23 protein-coding genes are annotated in these 20618 nt (G+C 62.8%); 10 read left to right on the top strand and 13 right to left on the bottom strand.

Features of this window, described 5'->3' with window-relative positions:
* The first annotated feature begins 125 nt into the window (after positions 1 to 125).
* A complete protein-coding gene (locus tag LHFGNBLO_RS16150; protein WP_258608944.1) occupies positions 126 to 1103 on the top strand; it encodes a Bug family tripartite tricarboxylate transporter substrate binding protein in 978 nt (325 codons plus the stop codon).
* Between the two features lie 56 nt (positions 1104 to 1159).
* On the opposite strand, the gene LHFGNBLO_RS16145 is transcribed toward LHFGNBLO_RS16150, so the two are convergent.
* Positions 1160 to 2038, bottom strand: a complete 879-nt coding sequence (locus LHFGNBLO_RS16145; protein ID WP_258608942.1) for an AraC family transcriptional regulator — start codon at positions 2036 to 2038, stop codon at positions 1160 to 1162.
* A 100-nt stretch (positions 2039 to 2138) separates the two neighbouring features.
* Between LHFGNBLO_RS16145 and LHFGNBLO_RS16140 the strand changes: the two genes are divergently transcribed.
* The gene (locus tag LHFGNBLO_RS16140; protein ID WP_258608941.1) at positions 2139 to 3389 is read left to right on the top strand and encodes an MFS transporter; all 1251 of its coding nucleotides are present in this window, start codon (positions 2139 to 2141) and stop codon (positions 3387 to 3389) included.
* A 10-nt stretch (positions 3390 to 3399) separates the two neighbouring features.
* Here LHFGNBLO_RS16140 and LHFGNBLO_RS16135 read toward each other — a convergent pair whose 3' ends face one another.
* The 7 genes from LHFGNBLO_RS16135 to LHFGNBLO_RS16105 all read right to left on the bottom strand — a co-directional run bounded on the left by LHFGNBLO_RS16135 (position 3400) and on the right by LHFGNBLO_RS16105 (position 9529).
* Entirely contained in the window at positions 3400 to 4212 is an 813-nt protein-coding gene (locus LHFGNBLO_RS16135) for a 3-methyl-2-oxobutanoate hydroxymethyltransferase (RefSeq protein WP_258608940.1), read from the bottom strand.
* 11 nt (positions 4213 to 4223) lie between these two features.
* Positions 4224 to 5006, bottom strand: coding sequence for a hydroxypyruvate isomerase family protein (locus LHFGNBLO_RS16130; protein ID WP_258608939.1), 783 nt, complete (start codon positions 5004 to 5006; stop codon positions 4224 to 4226).
* A 1-nt stretch (position 5007) separates the two neighbouring features.
* On the bottom strand, positions 5008 to 5307 hold the full coding sequence (locus LHFGNBLO_RS16125; protein WP_258609754.1) for a MocE family 2Fe-2S type ferredoxin: 300 nt from the start codon (positions 5305 to 5307) through the stop codon (positions 5008 to 5010).
* Positions 5308 to 5429: 122 nt separating this feature from the next.
* On the bottom strand, positions 5430 to 6248 hold the full coding sequence (locus LHFGNBLO_RS16120; protein WP_258608938.1) for an ATP-binding cassette domain-containing protein: 819 nt from the start codon (positions 6246 to 6248) through the stop codon (positions 5430 to 5432).
* On the bottom strand, positions 6245 to 7249 hold the full coding sequence (locus tag LHFGNBLO_RS16115) for an ABC transporter permease (protein ID WP_258609753.1): 1005 nt from the start codon (positions 7247 to 7249) through the stop codon (positions 6245 to 6247). The genes LHFGNBLO_RS16120 and LHFGNBLO_RS16115 overlap by 4 nt, the downstream gene beginning before the upstream one ends.
* A 181-nt stretch (positions 7250 to 7430) precedes the next feature.
* Positions 7431 to 8411 carry a sugar ABC transporter substrate-binding protein gene (locus tag LHFGNBLO_RS16110; protein WP_258608937.1) on the bottom strand — a complete coding sequence of 327 codons (981 nt, stop codon included), beginning with the start codon at positions 8409 to 8411 and terminating at the stop codon, positions 7431 to 7433.
* Between the two features lie 98 nt (positions 8412 to 8509).
* Positions 8510 to 9529 carry a sterol desaturase family protein gene (locus LHFGNBLO_RS16105; RefSeq protein WP_258608936.1) on the bottom strand — a complete coding sequence of 340 codons (1020 nt, stop codon included), beginning with the start codon at positions 9527 to 9529 and terminating at the stop codon, positions 8510 to 8512.
* Between the two features lie 271 nt (positions 9530 to 9800).
* Between LHFGNBLO_RS16105 and LHFGNBLO_RS16100 the strand changes: the two genes are divergently transcribed.
* The 7 genes from LHFGNBLO_RS16100 to LHFGNBLO_RS16070 all read left to right on the top strand — a co-directional run bounded on the left by LHFGNBLO_RS16100 (position 9801) and on the right by LHFGNBLO_RS16070 (position 15981).
* Positions 9801 to 10838, top strand: a complete 1038-nt coding sequence (locus LHFGNBLO_RS16100) for a LacI family DNA-binding transcriptional regulator (RefSeq protein ID WP_258608935.1) — start codon at positions 9801 to 9803, stop codon at positions 10836 to 10838.
* A 359-nt stretch (positions 10839 to 11197) separates the two neighbouring features.
* Positions 11198 to 11839, top strand: a complete 642-nt coding sequence (locus LHFGNBLO_RS16095) for a 50S ribosomal protein L25/general stress protein Ctc (RefSeq protein ID WP_258608933.1) — start codon at positions 11198 to 11200, stop codon at positions 11837 to 11839.
* 24 nt (positions 11840 to 11863) lie between these two features.
* On the top strand, positions 11864 to 12589 hold the full coding sequence (gene pth, locus LHFGNBLO_RS16090; RefSeq protein ID WP_258608931.1) for an aminoacyl-tRNA hydrolase: 726 nt from the start codon (positions 11864 to 11866) through the stop codon (positions 12587 to 12589).
* 97 nt (positions 12590 to 12686) lie between these two features.
* Positions 12687 to 13790 (top strand): redox-regulated ATPase YchF, encoded by a 1104-nt coding sequence (gene ychF / locus LHFGNBLO_RS16085; protein WP_258608929.1) that lies wholly within the window; start codon positions 12687 to 12689, stop codon positions 13788 to 13790.
* 193 nt (positions 13791 to 13983) lie between these two features.
* On the top strand, positions 13984 to 14958 hold the full coding sequence (gene corA / locus LHFGNBLO_RS16080) for a magnesium/cobalt transporter CorA (RefSeq protein ID WP_258608925.1): 975 nt from the start codon (positions 13984 to 13986) through the stop codon (positions 14956 to 14958).
* A gap of 94 nt (positions 14959 to 15052) precedes the next feature.
* A complete protein-coding gene (locus LHFGNBLO_RS16075; RefSeq protein WP_258608923.1) occupies positions 15053 to 15514 on the top strand; it encodes a MaoC family dehydratase in 462 nt (153 codons plus the stop codon).
* On the top strand, positions 15511 to 15981 hold the full coding sequence (locus LHFGNBLO_RS16070; protein ID WP_258608921.1) for a MaoC family dehydratase: 471 nt from the start codon (positions 15511 to 15513) through the stop codon (positions 15979 to 15981). Before LHFGNBLO_RS16075 ends, LHFGNBLO_RS16070 begins: the two co-directional genes overlap by 4 nt.
* 168 nt (positions 15982 to 16149) lie before the next feature.
* Here the strand turns inward: LHFGNBLO_RS16070 and LHFGNBLO_RS16065 are convergent, their stop codons facing one another.
* The 4 genes from LHFGNBLO_RS16065 to petA all read right to left on the bottom strand — a co-directional run bounded on the left by LHFGNBLO_RS16065 (position 16150) and on the right by petA (position 19576).
* Complete coding sequence (locus LHFGNBLO_RS16065) at positions 16150 to 16695, bottom strand: adenine phosphoribosyltransferase (protein ID WP_258608919.1); 546 nt, start codon at positions 16693 to 16695, stop codon at positions 16150 to 16152.
* Between the two features lie 98 nt (positions 16696 to 16793).
* Entirely contained in the window at positions 16794 to 17666 is an 873-nt protein-coding gene (locus LHFGNBLO_RS16060; protein WP_258608918.1) for a cytochrome c1, read from the bottom strand.
* Positions 17667 to 17694: 28 nt separating this feature from the next.
* Complete coding sequence (locus LHFGNBLO_RS16055) at positions 17695 to 18999, bottom strand: cytochrome b (RefSeq protein ID WP_258608916.1); 1305 nt, start codon at positions 18997 to 18999, stop codon at positions 17695 to 17697.
* A gap of 16 nt (positions 19000 to 19015) precedes the next feature.
* Positions 19016 to 19576, bottom strand: a complete 561-nt coding sequence (petA, locus tag LHFGNBLO_RS16050) for a ubiquinol-cytochrome c reductase iron-sulfur subunit (RefSeq protein ID WP_258608914.1) — start codon at positions 19574 to 19576, stop codon at positions 19016 to 19018.
* A gap of 311 nt (positions 19577 to 19887) precedes the next feature.
* On the opposite strand from petA, the gene LHFGNBLO_RS16045 reads away from it, so the two are divergent.
* Entirely contained in the window at positions 19888 to 20232 is a 345-nt protein-coding gene (locus LHFGNBLO_RS16045) for a cupin domain-containing protein (protein ID WP_258608912.1), read from the top strand.
* Positions 20233 to 20297: 65 nt separating this feature from the next.
* Here the strand turns inward: LHFGNBLO_RS16045 and LHFGNBLO_RS16040 are convergent, their stop codons facing one another.
* Positions 20298 to 20612 carry a DUF6665 family protein gene (locus LHFGNBLO_RS16040; RefSeq protein ID WP_258608910.1) on the bottom strand — a complete coding sequence of 105 codons (315 nt, stop codon included), beginning with the start codon at positions 20610 to 20612 and terminating at the stop codon, positions 20298 to 20300.
* Positions 20613 to 20618 lie beyond the last annotated feature (6 nt).

Genomic DNA, 20618 nt, shown 5'->3' with positions numbered 1-20618 from the left:
AAACGTTCGCAAGGCGGAGTGGACGCCGCATTGTCGGCCCGTCGTCTGCAGTGGGCCAGGAGCAGCCCTTTCTCCTGACGCGCTTACCATGGCATAGTGCTCCTCCAACAATGGAGGAGTAGCAGATGCCAATTCGGCGAAGGACTTTGCTCGGGCTTGCGGTTTCCATCGCGGCTGTCTTTTCGGGTCCGGCGGCCTGGGCCGCCGATTTTCCGGATCGGTCAATCACAATGGTTGTTCCCTTTTCCGCGGGCGGCTCCACGGATCTGGTCGCGCGCCTTGTCGCCAACAAGATGTCTGAAAAGCTCGGGCAGCAGATTGTCGTCGAAAATGTGGGAGGAGCTGGCGGCAGCATAGGCGCCAGCCAGGTCGCCCGGGCCGATCCGGACGGCTACACAATTCTCATGGGCACGGTTGCGACACACGCCCTGAACCCTCTGATCCTGAAGACAAAGCCTTACGATGCGGAAAAAGATTTCGCACCGATATCGCTGCTTGTGTTGGTGCCGAACGTTTTGGTCGTGAATCCTGAGTTTCCCGCGAAGGACGTCAAGGAACTGATCGAGATGTTGAAGAAGGACCCGGACAAGTACGCCTACGCCTCGTCCGGCAATGGAACCCCGCTTCATCTTTCAGGGGAGCTTTTCAAATCGATGGCCGGCGTGAGCATGCAGCACATACCCTACAAGGGCGCCGGACCGGCATTGAACGACGTTATCGGAAATCAGGTGCCGATGATGTTCGACAACCTCCCGTCTTCATCGGGCCATATCAAGAGCGGGACGCTGAGAGCTCTGGGCGTTACAACGAAGGAACGCGTTCCCTCCTTCCCTGACGTACCGGCAATTGCCGAAACCATTCCTGGCTATGAAACCTATAGCTGGAACGCTCTGTTCGCGCCCGCAGGCACCCCGGCGGACGTGATAGGCGTTCTTCAGAAGGCAGCAGCCGAAGCCCTTAAGGATCCCGATGTGATTGCTCGCATGGGCCAATTCAGCGCCTCGATCGTGGCCTCTACCCCGGAGGAGCTTGCAAGCCACGTGAAGGCTGAACTCGCCAAGTGGGAGCCAATCGTCAAGGCCAGCGGCGTTCAGTTGGACTAAATTTAGGGTGTTTGACGCAATTCCAGGAAACCGCTGCGCGCTTTCCTGGAATTGCCTCAGGGCACCGGGGCCTCAAGTCGAGGCGGGGCTCGCCTTGCCCCTTCGCCACTATCGCGGGCGCCACGCATATAGCCGCGTGGCGAGGCGCCCAGCATGCGCTTGAACATGGTGATGAAGGCCGGCACGCTGTCGTAGCCCAGGTCGAGCGCCACCCGTGTGATCGGCTCACCATCGGCCAATCGCGGCAAAGCCGCGAACAGGCAAGCCTGCTGGCGCCATGTCGACAGCGACAATCCGGTCTGGCGGTGGAAGGCACGGGTGAAGGAGCGCCGGCTCATGCCGACGATGTCGGCCCATTCGTCGATCGTCGCATGCGGCGAGGGTGCGGCAACGAAACGCCGGCACAGTGCTGCCAGCCTCGGATCGGACGGGAACGGCAGGCCGAGCGGGCGCTCCGGCAGGTTCGGGATTTCGTGCAGCAAAAGGTTCATGATCAACCCGCCGCGGCCCTCCAGCTCGGCGCCCTGCGGCAGCTTTTCCGACTCCACGATCAGGCTGTGCATCAGGTCGGTGATGCCGACCACACGTAGCCCGTCAGGCAGACCGGCGATCGCCTCCGGCATCACATAGACAGAACGCATGCTGACATCGCCCAGCATCTCGACCGAATGCTCGGTGCCGGCGGGGATCCACATGGCATGGTCGGGCGGCACCATCCAGCGCCCGTGCCTCGTCGTCACCAGCACGACCCCGACCAGCGCATGCAGCAACTGGCTGCGGCTGTGGTGATGTTGCGGCACATGGTAGCCGTCCGGATATTCGGTCGGCAGCGCCACCGCCGGCCCGACAGCTTCTTCCAGCCACTGCCACCGACTCTGATGCAACCGCCCGAGTTCGGCGGCATCACCCCTGAAGATTTCCCTGCCATGCGGCATCGGCAATGGCCCACTTGCGAAACTATTGGACCAAACCACGAAAGAAGTCGCCTGGCAACCGTCCTATAAGGCTGCCTGCGGATCTACCACGGAGCCTGCCTTGACCGACACGACAACCACGGCCGTCACCACCCCTGCGACGGCCAGCCCCACTTCGGCGCAGGCGACGGCCTTCACCGTCATCCTGGCGGTGAGCTTTTGCCATTGCATCAACGACATCATGCAGTCGCTGCTGTCGGCCATTTATCCCTTGCTCAAGGAAAACTACGGCCTCGATTTCTGGCAGATCGGCCTTTTGACCTTCACCTTCCAGGTGACGGCGTCGTTGCTGCAGCCGTTGATCGGCATGGCCACCGACAAACGGCCGATGCCCTATTCGCTGCCCTATGGCATGGCGTCTTCGCTCATCGGCCTGGTCGTGCTCGCCTATGCCGGACACTATGTATTGCTATTGATCGGCGCCTCGCTGATCGGCATCGGTTCGGCGATCTTCCACCCGGAATCCTCGCGTATCGCCCGCTTCGCCTCAGGCGGCAGGTTCGGCCTTGCCCAGTCGCTGTTCCAGGTCGGCGGCAATTTCGGCCAGGCCATGGGACCGCTGCTGGCCGCCTTCATTGTCGTTCCGTTCGGCCAGACCAGCATCGCCTGGTTTGCCGGCGGCTCACTGATCGGCATCATCGTGCTGTGGCAGGTCGGCGGCTGGTACAGCCGACTGCGCGCCGCACAGGCAAATCGCAAGACGGCCAGCTTCGCCTCGCCCTTCCCGCGCCGCAAGGTGATGTGGGCGCTGGCGGTGCTGACCTTGCTGGTGCTGACCAAGAACGCCTACATCGCCAGCCTCGCCAGCTACTATACCTTCTATTCCATTCATAAATTCGGCGTTTCGGTGCAGATGTCGCAGGTTATGCTGTTCCTGTTCCTCGGCGCCTCGGCGCTCGGCATCCTGCTCGGCGGACCGTTCGGCGACCGTTATGGACAAAAGGCGATGATCTGGTTTTCGATCGTCGGCGTCCTGCCCTTCACGCTCGCCCTGCCCTACGCCAATTTCGAATGGACGATGATCCTGACGGTGCTGATCGGCCTGATCCTGTCGTCGGCCTTCTCCAACATCGTCGTGTTCGCCCAGGAGCTGGTGCCGGGGCGCGTCGGAATGATCGCCGGCATCTTCTTCGGCTTCGCGTTCGGCATGGGCGGCATCGCCGCCGCGGTGCTCGGCGTCGTCGCCGACATGAAAGGCATCGATTTCGTCTTCCAGATCTGTTCCTACCTGCCGCTGCTCGGCCTGCTGACGGTGTTCCTGCCGAACATGAAGGAAGCGAGAAAGCACGAAGCTGAAACGATGGTCAGGTGATGGGAAGTAGCTAGAGGCCTAGCGAGACTTTGAAAGCAGAAAGCTCCTCGTCGGTGATGGGGACCACATGCTGGAGCTCGGGGTAGGCGCCAGTCTGCACGTCGGATATGAACTCGCGATAGGCGGCGACACGCTCGCGCTGCAGCCGTTCATACTCGGCGGCGAAGTTGCGATAGGTCTTGGCGTGGCGCGGCTTGTGGCCGGCGGTGTGGCCAAGCACGTCCTCGCTGAACAGATATTGCGCGTCGGCATGGGGACCGGCGCCCATGCCGAGCATGATCATCGGCGTATTCCTGGTGATCAGTTCGCCAATGCGGTCGGGCACCACCTCCAGCTCGGCGCCAAAGCAACCAATGGCTTCGAGGCGCTTCACGTGATCCCACACCGCACGCGCGCTGCCGGCTGTCCTGCCGACGGCCTTGAACCCGCCGGTCCAGGTGCATTGCGAAGGGATCAGACCGACATGGGCGATAACAGGCACCGCATTGTCGCAGAGCGCCTTCTGGATATCGAGCGAGGCGGCACAGTAGAAGCAGTCGCCGCCGATGCGCATGAAGTGGTAGGCGGTTTTCAGATAATCCTCTGCTGTGACCAGATTGCCGGCGGGGCCGTAGGGCAGCCCGACCTGCACGAAGCAGCGGCCGGCTGCCTCCCGCATTTCGGGCGTGAAGAAGCGGCCCTCGATCGACAGCATGTCGACGCCAGCCGCGTCCGCTGCCGCAGCCTCTTCGAGAGAGGTGACGTAAAGCATGGAGATCTTTTGCCCGCGGCCCTTCATGGCGCGGATGTCGGCGACGGTTGGACGCGTGCTCTTGGTGACCATTTCTTGTTCCCTCAGATGGTGAAAGCGTCGCGGAAGGCCTGCAGCGCCGCCTCGGGGTCGCCGGAGGCAAACGCCTCCATGCCCACCGGCCCACGGTAGCCCATGTCCTTCAGCGCGCGGGCGATGCCGCGATAGTTGATCTCTCCGGTGCCGGGCTCCATGCGTCCCGGAACGTCAGCGACCTGGACCTCGCCGATCCACGGTAGGCTGGCGCGGCAGAGTTCGATCAGGTTCCCTTCGCCGATCTGCGCATGGTAGAGATCGAGGTTGAGGCGCAGGCCGGGCCGGTTGACGCTCGACACCAGCGCCAGCGTATCTTCGGCGCGCCCAAACGGCACGCCGGGATGGTCGACCGGCAGGTTCAAATTCTCCAGCGTGAATGTCACGCCTTCGGCCTCGGCGAGGTCCGCAATGCGGTTCAGCGTGTCGCGCGCCTTGAGCCACATCGTACCGGTTGTCGTCTCGCAAGGTGTCACCGGCAGGCCGCCTTCGCCCAGCCCGGTGCCGTGCAAATTGAGCCGTGCGACGCCGAGGCGCTTGCCGACCGCCGCCGTCTCCTTTGCCGTCTTCAAGAGTTCGGCGGCACCCTCTTCATCGGAGAGCCTGCCGCGCAAATAGCCGTTCATGATCGAGAAGGTGGCACCGGATCCCTCCAGCATTGCGAGGTCGTGATCGGGCCAGTTCCAAAGACCAGCCTGGAAGCCCATTTCGGTGAGACGCCGCAAGCGCCATTCCATCGGCTTGTCGCGCCAGAGCATTTCGGCGCAGGCCGCAAGGGTAAAGGTGTCGGACATGTCAGACCTCGATGTACACGCGGCCGTCCTCGACCTTCGTGGCGTAGGTTCTAAGGTTCACGCAGACCGGTGCGCGCAGCGCTTCGCCGGTCCGGTAGTCGAACACGCCGTTATGCTTCGGGCATTCGACCTTGTGCTCCATAACCAGTCCGTCGCTCAGATGCACCTTCTCGTGCGTACACAGGCCGTCCGTGCAGAAGAAGGTATCTTCCGGACTACGATAGATGGCGAATGTCCGCCCCTCATGATCGAAGCGGATGACGTCCTCTTCCTCGATATCGTCCGTCGCACATGCATCAATTCAGTTTGCCATTGTCTTCCTGCAGTCTGGTCCTCGGTTGGTAGAAAAGTCGGCCGGCGGAACACGTGTCCGCCGGCCGCCCGGGAGGGAAGATGCCCGTGTGGAAGGCACCTTCACTGGGTTTACGCATGGCCCGCGTCGCGCGGCGCATCGTTGGTCGCGCTGAAGCTCTCGATCTCGGCTTCGAGCTCAGCCATCTGCTCGCCGCCGGCCATGAGGTCGGTGATCGCTTCGCGGCTTTTCTCACCCTTGCGGAAATCGGCAGCTTTCGAGCCTCTGATGAGGACGGCGAAGTGGTCGCCGACGGTCAGCGCATGGACGACATTGTGGGTGATGAAGATGACCGCGATGCCCTTGCGGCGCGCCTGCAGCACGATGCGCAGCACGTGCGCTGCCTCCTTGACGCCAAGTGCCGCGGTCGGCTCGTCGAGGATCAGCACGCTTGCGCCGAAATGGACGGCACGCGCAATGGCCAGCGCCTGGCGTTCGCCTCCGGACAGGCCGCCGACGAGGCGATCGCCGTCGTCGATGCGGGTGATGCCGAGCTGGCGCATCTCGGTGACGGCGATCTCGTTGGCCCGCTTGCGGTCGTAGATGGTGAGCGGCCCCCAGCGCCGCGTCGGCTCGGCGCCGACGAAGAACGAGCGGCCGATGCTCATCAGCGGGAACGTCCCGCCGAACTGGTGGACCGTGGCGATGCCGTGGTCGCTGGCGTCGCGCGGGCTGCCGAATTCGACGGATTTGCCGTCCATTTCCATCCTGCCCGACGTCGGCTTGTGGACGCCGGAGAGGATCTTGATCAACGTGGATTTTCCCGCGCCATTGTCGCCGAGCAGGCACAGCACCTCGCCTCTGTTAACCTCCAGCGAAATGTCGTGGAGAACATCGATCGGACCGAACGACTTGTTGATTCCGGTCAGCCTGAGCAGGGGCGTGGTCATGAGCGGGCCCTCGGTTTGGCGCGTGGCGAGTAGGTCAACGCCATGGTGCGGAACGTGTTGTTCATCAGCACGGCCGCGAGCAGCAGGACGCCGATGATGAGGCTGGCCCAGTTGGCGTCGAAGCCGGTGTAGAAGATGCCCTGGTTGACGATGGAGAAGGTCAGCGTGCCCAAAACGATGCCGACCACCGAACCGTAGCCGCCGGTGAGCAGCACGCCACCGATGACCACCGCGATGATCGAGTTGAAGATGAACGACTGCCCTGCAGCCACCTGAGCGCTGTTGTAGAGGATGGCCTGGGACATGCCGACGAAGGCTGCGCACAGGCCGCTGCTCATGAACAGCGCGATGGTGACGCGGTCGGTGGGGATGCCGGCATTGCGGGCGCTGACGGCGTCGCCGCCCATGGCCAGGATCCAGTTGCCGAAGCGCGAGAAATTCAGGATGAAACCGACGATCAGGACGATGGCGATCCACCAGAACAGGGTCACCTGAAACTTGCCGCCGAGATAGTCGCCGAACAACAGCTTGGCGACCGGTCCGCTCTTCAGCGCGACGCTGGTGCTGCCGGACAGGATGATCGAAAGGCCGAGCGTCAGGCCGGCCAGCGCGAACAGCGTTGCCAGGGTGACGACGAAGGACGGCACTTTGGTGCGGATCACCAGGACCCCGTTGATGAAGCCGACGGCGAGCCCAAGGCTGAGCGCCGCAAGGATGCCAACAATGATCGGCAGGTCATAGTGGCCCGAGATGATGGCAATGGTCATCGAGCTGGCCGGGCTCATCGATCCGACCGAGAGATCGAGATGTCCGGCGATCATCAGCAGCCCGACCGGGAGTGCGATGATGCCGAGTTCCGAGGCGACGTTGAGCCAGCTCGCGGAACCGCCGGCCGACATGAAATTGGCACCGCCGAAGATCGAGAAGAAGACCAGCACGGCGACCATGCCGATCAGCGAGCCGACCTCGGGGCGCCGCACGAGGCTGCCGATCGAGGGCATCGAGGAGTGCGGGGTGGGCGGCGCAGTCGCTGCCGCGGCGGGTTGGTCATGGGCTTGGGATGTCATCGAAGTGTCCCTGGCTTGAACAATGGGGAGCCTGGCGCGGCCTTCCGTCGGGGGCTCCGACCGGCGATGTCCGGCCCTCGGATACATCCTCGGGCCAGACACTCAGCGATGGGCGTTAGCGGGCGCCGGCCGCCGCACCAGCCAACGTCGCGTCGACATTGGCTGCGTCGACGATCCCCGGTCCGGTCAGCACCGGTTTCGTCGGCAGGTCCAGCCCATAGTTGACGAAGCCGTTCAGCAGCGACACCGCAAGATAGCCCTGCAAATAGGGCTGCTGGTCGATCGAGAACATCTGCGTGCCGTCCTTGATGCGCTGCAGGCCGGTTTCGTCCATGTCGAACGAAGCGAGCTTGACCTTGTCGCCGACACTGGCCTGGCTGATGGCGTTGGCGGCACTGTTGGCATCGCCGGCGCTGATGGTGATGAGACCGTCGAGGGTGTTGTCCTTCAGCACGGCAGCCTTGATCGCCTCGGCGACCGCGGTCGGGTTGCCGAAGCTGGATGAGGGCAGCGGCAGCTGGGTGGATTTGCCGCCGCTCTTGGCGATCGCGTCGGCAATGCCCTTGCAGCGGTCTTCCGTGTTGGTGGAGCCCGGCAAGGTGTTGACGCACAGCACGTTCTTGGCGCCGTGGCTGCCGAAATATTCGCCGCCGCCGAGACCGGCCGCGTATTCCTCGTTGCCGACATAGTTCATGGCGCCGAGCCGCTTGGCTGCATCCATGCCGCCGGAATTGTAGATGATGAGCGGCACGCCTGCGGCAACGACTTCCTTGAAGGCGTCATCCATGGCCTCGGGCACCCAGTCCGGGCCGACGATGGCGCTCGGCTTCTGGCTAAGCGCGGTGCGGATCAGCTTGGCCGCGTCCGGGCCGAGATTGTCGTAGTTCTGCGGACCGAGCCAGGTCACCGAGCCGCCCGTCAATTCGGCGACCTTGCCCGCATCGTCGGCGCCTTTCTTGACCTTCGACCAGAACGGATCGTCCGCCTTGCCACCGATGACGAAGATCTTCGCCCCCTCGGCCATAGCGGCTGTGGCACCTGTCGCCAGCACGGCCGCGGTCATCAGCGCCGTCAAGAGTTTCGTGGTACGTTTCATGTCGTTTCCTCCCAGTTGCCGTCTTCAGACGGGTTTTACAAAAACGTTGAATTCATCGGCAGGCGCGCACCTCTCCCGTTGCGCGCCGCGTCACGTGATCAATGGTTCGCCGCAGCCTTGGCGTTCATGCGCTCTTTCTTTTTCTGGAAGCGGGCGTCCATCATGGCCTCGCCCTGCTTGGTGCCGTCGTGCCAGGTGCCGAACCACCGATCGAGCGGGATCAGCCCGTCGCCGCCATAGTTCACCTCGAAATATTTGTGGTGCAGGTAATGCGCGTAGGCGTGGCTATCGACGGCCGTGTCCTCGCTCACCTCCAGCTTGTCGAAGCCGAGATGACCGTTGACGGCGCCGAAGCCCGCAACATGCAGCTGGAACAGCGCGACGATCGGATTGGACGGGATGATCAGGTGCCAGAAGGCCACCGCGTGGTAGAGGAACCCTTCCACCGGATGCATCGACAGCGACGACCAGGGCGAGGGGTTGATCGAATTGTGGTGGACCGAATGGATCCAGCGATAGAGCGGTCCCCAATGGATCAACCGGTGGATGAAGAAGAAGTGCACCTCGTGGATGGCCGGCACGACCAGCACAAGTGCTGCGAGGTAGACCGGGTGATCCTGCCAGCCGACCCACGGCACGTAGCCATTGGCAAAGCACCACAGGAAAATGACTTCGACCACGGTCCACAGCGGGATGGTGATGAAGAACGAGCGCAGGAAATTGTCGAGGTTCTGGCTCTGGAACCAGAACACGTCCGAGGGCGCATCGGCGGGGAATTTGTGGTTGTACTTGAACCGCGTCGCCTGGGCGCGCCTGATGTAGTAGCGCAGCTCGAAGATGCCGTAGAAGACCAGGATCGCCACGGCGTTGACGGCATAAAGCCACAGCGCCCAGCCCCAGCTGATGGTCTTCATCGTCTCGACGCCGGGGACGACATAGAACCAGTAGATCAGCGCCGTGGCCATGTGGAAGGCATTCCACGGCCAGATATAGCCGGGCAGCCATGCCAGGATCTTCGGCAGCCTCGGCGGCCAGTTCCACAACGGCACGGCCTCGATGTGCCCGTTCGGCTTCCAGTCGCCGCGCTTGTCGCGCACGCCGTATTTGAGATCGTCCATGCAATCCTCCACCCGCAGTGCCTGGGATGGCTCGCACGCGCACGCTGCCTCACACCGCCACAAGGCGGTCGGTCAGAACGTGTCTGCGCTGTGCTGCTGCTATCCCTGGGCTGGCGGTGCTTGCGCCTTCTTTGCTTCTGCCAGAGATAAACATCTTGATCCAAAATGAATCAAGAATAGAATGTTCATTCCAAAATGATTGTATCATTCGTCTCAGAATTGCTCGACGAATGATATTTTTGTATCAATTGCTACAGGCTGATGAGGCGAAATGGACCAGAACAAGCGGCCAACAATCAGGAATGTAGCCGCCGAGGCGAATGTTTCGGTGGCCACCGTCAACCGGGTGCTGAGCGGCTCGGGCGCCGTCCGCCAGGGCACGCGCGAGCGCGTCAGGTTGGCGGCGGAGCAGATCGGCTTCTACGGCATGGGCGCCCTGCGCAGCCGTATAGCGGCCGCCCGGCCGCGCTACAAATTCGGCTTCCTGCTGCATCAGCCCGGCCGCGCCTTCTACCGCAACATTGCCGAGGCGCTGCGTGCGGCAGTGCCAACGATCCCCGAATGCGAGATAGAGCTACGGACGGAATTTCTCGACGACCTGTCGCCGCAGAACGTCGCCTCGCGAATGCTGGCCCTGGGCGCCGAATGCGATGCCGTCGGCGTCGTCGCCGCGGTCCATCCGCTCGTCACCCAGGCGGTCGATACGCTCAATGCCCGCAACGTGCCGGTCTTCGCGCTGATCTCGCAGATCTCGGCGACGGGCCATGTCCGCTACATCGGGCTGGACAACTGGAAGGTCGGGCGCACCGCGGCCTGGGTGTTCGAACACGTCTGCAAGGCGCCCGGCAAGCTCGGCATCCTCGTCGGCAATCATCGCTACCGCTGCCAGGAGATGAACGAAAGCGGCTTTCGCTCCTATTTCCGCGAGCACGCCCCTGGCTTCACCCTGCTCGAGCCGCTGCTGACCTTCGAATCCAGCGCCATCGCGCAGGAGATGACCGAAAAGCTGCTCACCGAAAATCCGGATCTCTGCGGCCTCTATGTCGCCGGCGGCGGCATTACCGGCGCCATTGCAGCCCTTCGCTCCACCGGCCGCGCCGGCAGCCTCGTCGTCGTCGGCTACGAGCTGATGGAGTCGACCCGCCCGGCACTGCTCGACGGCACGCTGACCTTCGTCATCTCGCACCCGCTCGCCCGCATCGCGCAGGAAGCGCTGGCCGGCATGGTTCGCGCCGTCTCCGCGCCGAACGAGAGCGGCAACGTCACCACCATCCTGCCCTTCGAAGTATACACACGCGAAAACATCTAGCCGGTGGTTTGCCGGACCGACGATCCGATGGAACTAAAAGCCTCCCCCATACGCTCTGCCGATCCCGGCGAAAAAGGCTAGAAATGTCCGATCATGGCGCGAAAGCCGAAATTCAACGCGAGGCACTACCCTTGCCTGCCACGGCTTGCACCCTTTCGCGCCTTCCGCTATAGAGCCGCCACCCGCGTAGACACCCTTGGAGGCAACGCGGCGGAAGGCTGCCTTCCCTTGTGATCCCGAACAAAGGTCCGCGTATGCGGCTTCCGGCTTTCGGACATCCAGGCCTGGCGGCTTTCGACGTTTACGGTCCAGGCAAGTTGCCCTCCGCAAACGCTCCATAACACGCGAAAGGAAATGCCATGAGCCACGATACTTACGAGCTCAAGGCCGAAGCGCGCGAACAGGTCGGTAAGGGGTCCGCCCGTGCAGTTCGCCGCAACGGTAAAGTGCCTGCAGTAATTTACGGTGACAAGCAGCCTCCCCAGGCGATCGCTCTCACCTACAAGGACATCTACTACAAGATCCATGGCGGTGGGTTTCTGACCACGATCGCCACGATTGATCTCGACGGCAAGAAGATCCAGGTCCTGCCGAAGGACTTCCAGCTCGACCCGGTCAAGGATTTCCCTGTCCATGTCGACTTCCTGCGCATCGGCAAGGACACCCAGGTCAATGTCGACGTGCCGGTGCACTTCATCAACGAAGACAAGTCGCCCGGCATCAAGCGCGGCGGCGTGCTCAACATCGTGCGTCACGAAGTCGAGTTCCACTGCCCGGCCAATGCGATCCCGGAATTCATCACCGTCGATCTCACCGGCGCCGACATCGGCGACTCGATCCACATCTCGGCGGTTACGCTGCCGGCCGGCGTCAAGCCGGTGATCTCCGATCGCGACTTCACCATCGCGACCATTGCCGGCTCCTCGGCGATGAAGCCGGAGGTGGAAGAGACGGTCGAAGCTGCGGCTCCCGAAGCGGCCCCTGCCGCCGAAGAGAAGTAAGCCCTTCCCGCCCCGGAGGTGACGATGCTGCTGTTTGCAGGCCTCGGCAATCCGGGCGCGAAATACGCCAACAACCGGCACAATGTCGGCTACATGGCGGCGGACGCAATCGCCCGCCGCCATTCCTTTTCGCCCTGGTCGAAGAAATTCCAGGGCCTGATCGCCGAAGGCACGCTTGCCGGCGAAAAGATCATCCTGATCAAACCGCAGACCTTCATGAACCTCTCCGGCCAGGCGGTCGGCGAGGCGCTGCGCTTCTACAAGCTCGGCCCTTCCGCACTCACTGTCTTCTATGACGAGATCGACCTTGCCGCCGGCAAGCTGCGGGTCAAGGTCGGCGGCGGCTCGGGCGGCCACAACGGTATCCGCTCGCTTGACCAGCATGTCGGCAAGGACTTTCGCCGCGTGCGCATCGGCGTCGGCCATCCCGGCGTCAAGGAAATGGTGCATGGCCATGTGCTTGGCGACTTCGCCAAGGCTGACCGCGAATGGCTGGACGTGCTGCTCGATGCCATCGCCGACGACGCCGGACTGCTGGCCAAGGGCGACGACAATTCCTTCATGAACCGCGTGACGCTGGCCCTGCGCGACAAGCTCACGCCGACCGGCGATGATGATCGCCCGCCCCCGAAAGCGCCAAAGGCCCAGAGCCACATTCGCCAGGCACGGTCGCAACAGGCACCAGCCAAGCTGCCCGAAACCGGCCCGATGGCCGCCATGCTGAAGAAGCTGTTCGGCGGCAAGGATTGAGTCCGGGCACGGATCGGAGCCCGAGGGCTTGACGTTCATCACCCCTTTCGCCCATAGCCCTGATCAAATTTCGATTTCCCAATAGGACCGGACAAAAATGGGTTTCAAATGCGGCATCGTTGGCTTGCCCAACGTCGGCAAGTCGACGCTTTTCAACGCGCTGACCCGGACGGCGGCGGCTCAGGCCGCCAACTATCCGTTCTGCACCATCGAACCGAACACCGGCGAGGTGGCGGTGCCCGATCCGCGCCTGCAGAAGATAGCCTCCATCGCCAAGTCGAAGGAGATCATCCCGACCCGCATTTCCTTTGTCGATATTGCCGGCCTGGTGCGCGGCGCCTCGAAGGGCGAAGGGCTGGGCAACCAGTTCCTCGCCAACATCCGCGAGGTCGACGCCATCGTGCATGTGCTGCGCTGCTTCGAGGATGACGACATCACCCATGTCGAAGGCCGCATCGACCCTGTCGCCGACGCCGAGACTGTCGAGACCGAGCTGATGCTCGCCGACCTCGACAGCCTCGAACGCCGCATCGTGCAGATCCGAAAGCGCGCCGGCAGCAAGGACAAGGAAGCGACCACCGTGCTGCCGATGATGGAATCGGCACTCGAACTGCTGCAGGCCGGCAAGCCGACGCGCATCCTGCTCAACGGTATTTCGGCGGAGGATTTGCGGATCCTGCAGGGGCTGAACCTGTTGACCTCGCACCCCGTGCTCTATGTCTGCAATGTTGCGGAAGTCGATGCCGCCATCGGCAACGAACACACCAAGGCGGTGGAAAAAATGGCCGCGGCGCAAGGCGCCAGCGCCGTCGTCATCTCCGCTGCGATCGAGGCCGAAGTCGCCCAGCTCTCGGATGAAGAAGAGATGGAGTTCCTCTCCTCGCTCGGCCTCGACGAGCCAGGCCTGAACAAGGTCATACGCGCCGGCTATGAGCTTTTGCAGCTGATCACCTACTTCACCGCCGGGCCGAAGGAAACGCGCGCCTGGACCGTGCACAAGGGCGCCAAGGCGCCGCAGGCGGCAGGCGTCATCCACACCGATTTCGAGCGCGGCTTCATTCGCGCCCAGACCATCGCCTACAACGACTTCGTCACGCTGGGCGGCGAAGTGGCCGCCAAGGAAGCCGGCAAGGCCCGCGACGAAGGCAAGGAATATGTCGTCCAGGATGGCGACGTGCTGCTGTTCAAGTTCAACACCTGAGCTGGAAAAGGCTACCGGACGGTCCCGTGACGTTCGGCGCGACTATAGCTTCGAGGCGGTCGGGCAGCGCCTTTTCACGCGCCTTGACCTTGCCACGTCGCAGGTCTAATCGGCTGCTGCACGTGGTCTGCGCTTTCGTCGAAAGTAGCCGTCCCGTGCCATCATTTTTGACCCCAGCAAGGGAGACCCGGCGATGATCAAGGCCTTCGTCGTGGACAATGATCGGCTGCGCACCGTCGATGATCTCTTGCAAAACAGCGACGAGGTCGTCTGGGCCGACCTCCTGAATCCGAGCAAGGAAGAAGAAGCCGCGATCGAGACGTGGATCGGTGTTGCCATTCCGACGCGCGAGGAGATGGAGGAGATCGAGATTTCGAGTCGCCTCTATATCGAGGACGGCGCCTATTTCATGACCGCCACGCTGCCCGCCCAGACCGAAGCCGACGATCCGCTGATGTCGCCGGTCACCTTCGTGCTCGCCGGCTCAAGGCTGGTCACCGTGCGCTACCATGAGCCGAAGGCGTTCACGACCTTTCCTCTGCGCGCCGAGAAAGTGGCAACCGGCTGCACCAGCAGCGACACCGTCCTGATCGGCCTGCTGGAGGCGATCGTCGACCGCCTCGCCGACATTCTGGAGCGCGCCGGCCGCGACGTCGAAGCGATCTCGCGCGACATCTTCCAGGCGACCTCGACCAAGGTTTCCAAGCGCAACCGCGATTTCCAGGAGCTGCTGAAGGCCATCGGCCGCAAGGAGGACATTGCGTCTTCGATCCGCGACAGCCTGATCTCGCTGCAGCGCCTTGCCGGCTTCCTCGCTCATGCCTCGACCCGGACCAAGATGAGCAAGGACATCCGCGCGCGCATCAAGACCTTGTCGCGCGATGTGCTGTCGCTCGCCGACCATGCCACCTTCCTGTCGCAGAAGATCTCCTTCCTGCTCGACGCGACGCTCGGCATGATCTCGATCGAGCAGAACGCCATCATCAAGATCTTCTCCGTCGCCGCCGTCATCTTCCTGCCGCCGACGCTGGTGGCTTCGATCTACGGCATGAATTTCGACATCATCCCCGAGCTCAAATGGCAGATCGGCTATCCCTTCGCCATCGGCTTGATGATCCTGTCGGCGATCCTGCCGTTCTGGTATTTCCGCCGCCGCGGCTGGCTGTAGGCCCAACAAAAATCACTTGACCAAACGCCGCCCGGCCTGCATCCGGAAACCCCGATCCGTACCGATCGGAGGTTGTTGAACTGGACGCCAGACCATGACCGGAAAGACCTGGGCCTATGAGGATTTCGTCGAGGGCGCATCGCTCGACCTCGGCACCAAGCTGGTAAGTGCCGCCGAAATCATCGAATTCGCCGGGGAGTTCGATGCGCAGCCGATGCATCTCGACGAAGCGGCGGGAAAGGCCAGTATCCTTGGCGGGCTGGCGGCTTCGGGCTGGCACACCTGCGCGATGTTCATGCGCATGCTGTGCGACGCCTTCCTGCTGGACTCGACCTCGCAAGGTGCGCCCGGCGTCGACCAGGTCAAATGGAAGAAGCCGGTGCTGGCCGGCGACATCTTGAGCGGCAACACCACGGTCCTTGCCAAGCGGCTGTCCAAATCGAGGCCGCAACTCGGCTTGATCACCATGCGCAGCGAACTGTTCAACCAGCGCGGCGAAAGCGTCTTCGAATTCGAAAACACCTGCATGTTCCTGACCCGTGAGGCCAGCGCGTGACCCTCGACGAGTTCTTTCACATCGGCGTCACCGTCACGCTCGGTTCGCACAAGTTCGAACCCGAGGCGATCAAGGCCTTCGCCAGGAAATACGATCCGCAGGTTTTCCATGTCGACGAGGAGGCGGCCAAGAAGAGCGTGTTCGGCGGTCTCTGCGCCTCCGGCTGGCACACCGCCGCCACCTGGATGAAGCAGAATCTGGAAACTGGCATGGAGACCGAGGGTATCAGCTGGGCGGGCCCTGGTCCCTTGCCCGAATTCGGCCCCTCCCCCGGATTCAAGAACCTCAAATGGCTGAAGCCTGTCTATGCCGGGGAAACCGTCACCTTCACCCGCACGGCGCTTGCCCACCGCCCCATGGTCTCACGCGCCGGCTGGCGAGTGCTCTCGCTGCGCGCCGAGGCTTTCGATTCGACCGGCGAGAAGGTCATCGAGTTCGAAAGTGCTGTCCTGGTGAGGGTGGAGTGAACTTCTTCCTTCTCCCCGTTCACGGGGAGAAGGTGCCCGAAGGGCGGATGAGGGGCGGCACCAATGCCCGCGTTTCGTACCCAACGTCGCGCTGCCCCTCACCCTGCTTCGCTCGCGTTGCTCGCTCGCTTCCCTCTCCCCGTAAACGGGGCGAGGGAGTGTCCTCCCTCAATGCCCCTCAAACCCGATCAGCGTCCTCACCGGCACACCCAGCGCCTCCAGCTTCTTGCGTCCACCGAGATCCGGCAGGTCGATGACGAAGCAGGCTGCGAGGATATCGGCGCCGATCTGCCGCAACAGCTTCACCGCCGCCTCTGCCGTGCCGCCGGTGGCGATCAGGTCGTCGATGAGGATCACCTTCTCGCCCGGAGCAACGCCGTCCTTGTGCATCTCCATTTCGTCCAGCCCGTATTCCAGGCTGTAGGCGACGCGCACTGTCTCGTAAGGCAGCTTGCCCTTCTTGCGGATCGGCACGAAGCCAGCCGAAAGCTGGTGGGCGACAGCACCGCCGAGGATGAAGCCGCGCGCCTCGATGCCGGCGATCTTGTCGATCTTCTGGCCGGCATAGGGATGCACCAGTTCGTCGATGGCGCGGCGGAAAGCGCGCGCATTGCCAAGCAGTGTGGTGATGTCGCGAAACAATATGCCGGGCTTCGGGTAATCGGGAATAGTGCGGATCGCGGCAAGCAGCGTGTCTTCGAGCGAAGGTTTCATGAGGCGGAGGTTCCGTTGCCGTACAGTTTTGCCGGTAAGCGGCCGAAAAGAAAAGGGCGCCTTTCGGCGCCCTCGCATTTTCGGTGCCTTGCACCCGTTCAGTGCGCCACGCCGGCCCACACCTTGCGCTTGGTCAGATAGACCAGCGCGCCGAACAGCAGCAGGAAGACCAGCACGCGAAAACCGGTCTTCTTGCGGTCTTCCATATGCGGCTCGGCCGCCCACATCAGGAAGGCCGACACGTCGCGGGAATACTGGTCGACGGTCTGCGGCGAGCCGTCGTCATAGGTCACCTGGCCGTCGGAGAGCGGCTTGGGCATTGTCAGCGACACACCGGACATGAAGTAGGGATTGTAGTGCGTGCCTTCCGGTATCACCATGCCCGCCGGCGGCTGCTCGTCATAGCCGGTCAGCAGCGAATGGATGTAGTCGGGACCGCCCTGGGCATATTGCGTGAAGATGTCGAAGACGAACTGCGGAAAACCGCGCACGACGCCGCGCGCCTTGGCCAGCAGCGACATGTCGGGCGGGGCAGCCCCGCCATTGGCAGCGGCGGCGGCCTGCTCGTTGGGGAACGGTGCCGGGAAATGATCGGACGGCTTGCCGGGGCGTTCGAACATGTCGCCGGCGTCGTTCGGTCCGTCCTGCACTGTATATTCGGCAGATAGCGCCTTGACCTGCGCTTCCGAATAGCCAAGGTCTTCCAACGTCCGGAACGCCACCAAATTCATCGAATGGCAGGCCGCGCAGACTTCCTTGTAGACCTTCAGGCCGCGCTGCAGCTGGGCCTTGTCGTAGGTGCCGAACGGCCCGGCGAAGCTCCAGTCCATCTCCTTCGGCTCGTGGATCGGGAAATGCGTCGGCGCGGCCGCGTTGTGCGCCTCCTCGGCGGCGAAGGCTACGGTGCTTGAGGCCCCAGTGCCGGCGACCACGAGGCCGAACAGCGCCAGCGAGGTGAGAATCTTCTTCATGCCAAATCCCCTTAGATTCTCTTGCCGCTCAGCCCTTGGTTTCCGGCGACGCGGTTGCGCTCGCCGGATGCCCGCCACCGCCACCCTTGTTCTTCTCGAGCACCGCCTCGGTGATCGAATTCGGCAGCCGCCGCGGCGTCTCGATCAGGCCAAGCACCGGCAGCGCGATCAGGAAGAAGGCGAAGTAGAACAGGGTTGCCATCTGCGCCATCAGCACGAAGCTGCCTTCCGCCGGCTGCGAACCCAGCCAGCCGAGGAAGATGGCATTTGCGGCGAACAGCCAGAAGAACAGCTTGTACCAGGGCCGGTAGACCGCCGAGCGCACCTTCGAAGTGTCGAGCCACGGCACCAGGAACAGCATGACGATGGCGCCGAACATGCACAGCACGCCGCCGAGCTTGGAGTTGATCGGCCCGATGTTGAAGGTGATGGCGCGCAGGATCGCGTAGAAGGGCAGGAAGTACCATTCCGGCACGATGTGGGCGGGCGTCTTCAGCGGGTTGGCGACAATGTAGTTGTCGGGATGTCCGAGATAGTTCGGCATGTAGAAGACGAAATAGGCGAAGAAGAACAGGAACACGATCATGCCGAACGCGTCCTTGATGGTCGCGTAAGGGGTGAAGGCGATGGTGTCGGTCTTCGACTTGACCTCGATTCCGGTGGGATTCGACTGCCCGACCACATGCAACGCCCAGACGTGCAGCACGACGACGCCGGCGATCATGAACGGCAGCAGATAGTGCAGCGCAAAGAAGCGGTTCAGCGTCGGGTTGTCGACGGCAAAGCCGCCGAGCAGCAACTGCTGGATCCACTCGCCGACCAGCGGAATGGCAGTGAAGAAGCCGGTGATGACGGTGGCGCCCCAGAAGCTCATCTGCCCCCAGGGCAGCACATAGCCCATGAAGCCGGTCGCCATCATCAGGAGATAGATGATGCAGCCGAGGATCCACAGAAGCTCGCGCGGCGCCTTGTAGGAGCCGTAGTAGAGGCCGCGGAAGATGTGGATGTAGACGGCGACGAAGAAGAACGAGGCGCCGTTCGAATGCAGGTAGCGCAACAGCCAGCCCGAATTCACGTCGCGCATGATCTTTTCGACCGAATCGAAGGCGAGATTGCTGTCAGCCGTATAGTGCATGGCCAGCACGATGCCGGTCAGGATCTGCGCCACCAGCATGATCGACAGGATACCGCCGAAGGTCCACGCATAGTTGAGGTTGCGCGGCACCGGATAGGCGACGAAGCTGTCATAGACCAGCCGCGGCAGCGGCATGCGGGCGTCGAACCAGCGTCCGAGACCGGTCTTGGGCGTGTAGGTCGAGTGTCCCTCGCTCATCGAAATATCCCCTGCCTCAACCGATAAGGATTTTGGTATCGGAAATGAATTTGAATACCGGCACCGCCATGTTCTCGGGCGCCGGGCCCTGCCGGATGCGGCCGGCGGTGTCGTATACCGAGCCATGGCATGGGCAAAACCAGCCGCCGAATTCGCCTTCCTGGCCGAGCGGAATACAACCCAGATGGGTGCAGACCTGGACCATCACCATCCAGGCTTCCTTGCCAGGCGTGGTGCGGTTGGCGTCCGTCGCCGGCGCGTCGGAAGGCAGGTTGGCGTTGCGGGCGAGCGGATCCTTGAGTTCGGCGAGATTGACCGCCTCGCCGTCCTTCATCTCTTGCTCGGTGCGGTTGCGCACGACCACCGGCTTGCCGCGCCATTTGACGATCAGCGACATTCCCGGCGTGAGCGAGGCAACGTCGACCTCGACCGAGGCCAGCGCCAGCGTCGAGGCATCGGGGCGCATCTGGTCGATGAACGGCCAGGCGACAGCCCCTGCGCCGACCACTGCGGCCATGCCGGTGGCGACATAGAGAAAATCACGACGGTTGGGATCCTGGATGTCGGTTGCGCTCACGGGTGCCTGATCCTTTCGCCTCTTCCGTGCCGGCGGTCGAGCCTTGTTCCCGCTCAATCACGCCGACCCGACAGCGCATGGCGAACAGGCTAGCGAATTCCTCCGGCATTTGGACTTCGGTTTATGCGTGAAGCCTGTTTTTGTCCAGCGGGGTGAAGGCACAAGGGCAGATTGTCGCGGGGACATAAACCCGCATCGGGCGGAGTGGCACCGGATGCTCGTCGAACACGGCAAACGACCGGTGTTCCGCCGCAAACCAACGCTGCCGTCTGCCTCGACAGCAGTCGCGGGCTCGGTCTATCTTCCACCCCATGGCGCATATCATCGAACGCGACACATGGGCCGACGCGCCAGACCGCTGGCAGGGCGAACTGCAGTGCGGCGCCTACGGCTCCAAAAGCTGCCTGATCTTCAACTATCTGCCTGGCATTGGCGGCGGCCCGCGCCTGCACACACATCCCTACAGCGAGATCTTCATCATCCGCCAGGGCACCGGCCTGTTCACCGTCGGCGACCGGCAGATTGAGGCGTCCGCCGGCCAGATCCTGATCGTCCCACCGAACACGCCGCACAAATTCACCAATCTCGGTCCAGGCCCGCTGGAGACCACGGATATTCACGAGAACGGCAGCTTCATCACCGAATGGCTGGAGTGACCGAACCGTTTTTGCTCCGCTCTCTTTCGGTTCGGAAAAGATCATGACCAAACAAAGAGATAACGCTATTTCGCACCGAGCCGTGCCAGCACGGCCTTCGGGATGTTGTATTCCCGGATCGCCGCCTCGTGCTTGCGCAGCCCACACAGTTCGCGCTGGATGAAATAGCCGTGGACCGCCTCGGCGGCATCCCTGAGAAGTCGCGGTCGATGCTCCTCGTCGTCGCCATTCTCGCGCAATCTCGCCAGCGTTTCCTCCACGCGCTGGCCTGCGCGACCGAGCGCTGCCGCCTTTTCGGCGAGGATTTCATGACCGAGCAGGTCAAGCGCGGTTTCCTGTGCACTGGATTTCCCGAAATTCGACGGCATGCGCACTGACATGATCGC

Source organism: Mesorhizobium sp. AR10 (genome assembly GCF_024746795.1).
In the GTDB taxonomy this organism is placed as follows: Bacteria; Pseudomonadota; Alphaproteobacteria; order Rhizobiales; family Rhizobiaceae; genus Mesorhizobium.
The sequence above is the reverse complement of the archived record's forward strand: the minus strand, read 5'-3'. Positions and strand labels throughout refer to the sequence as shown.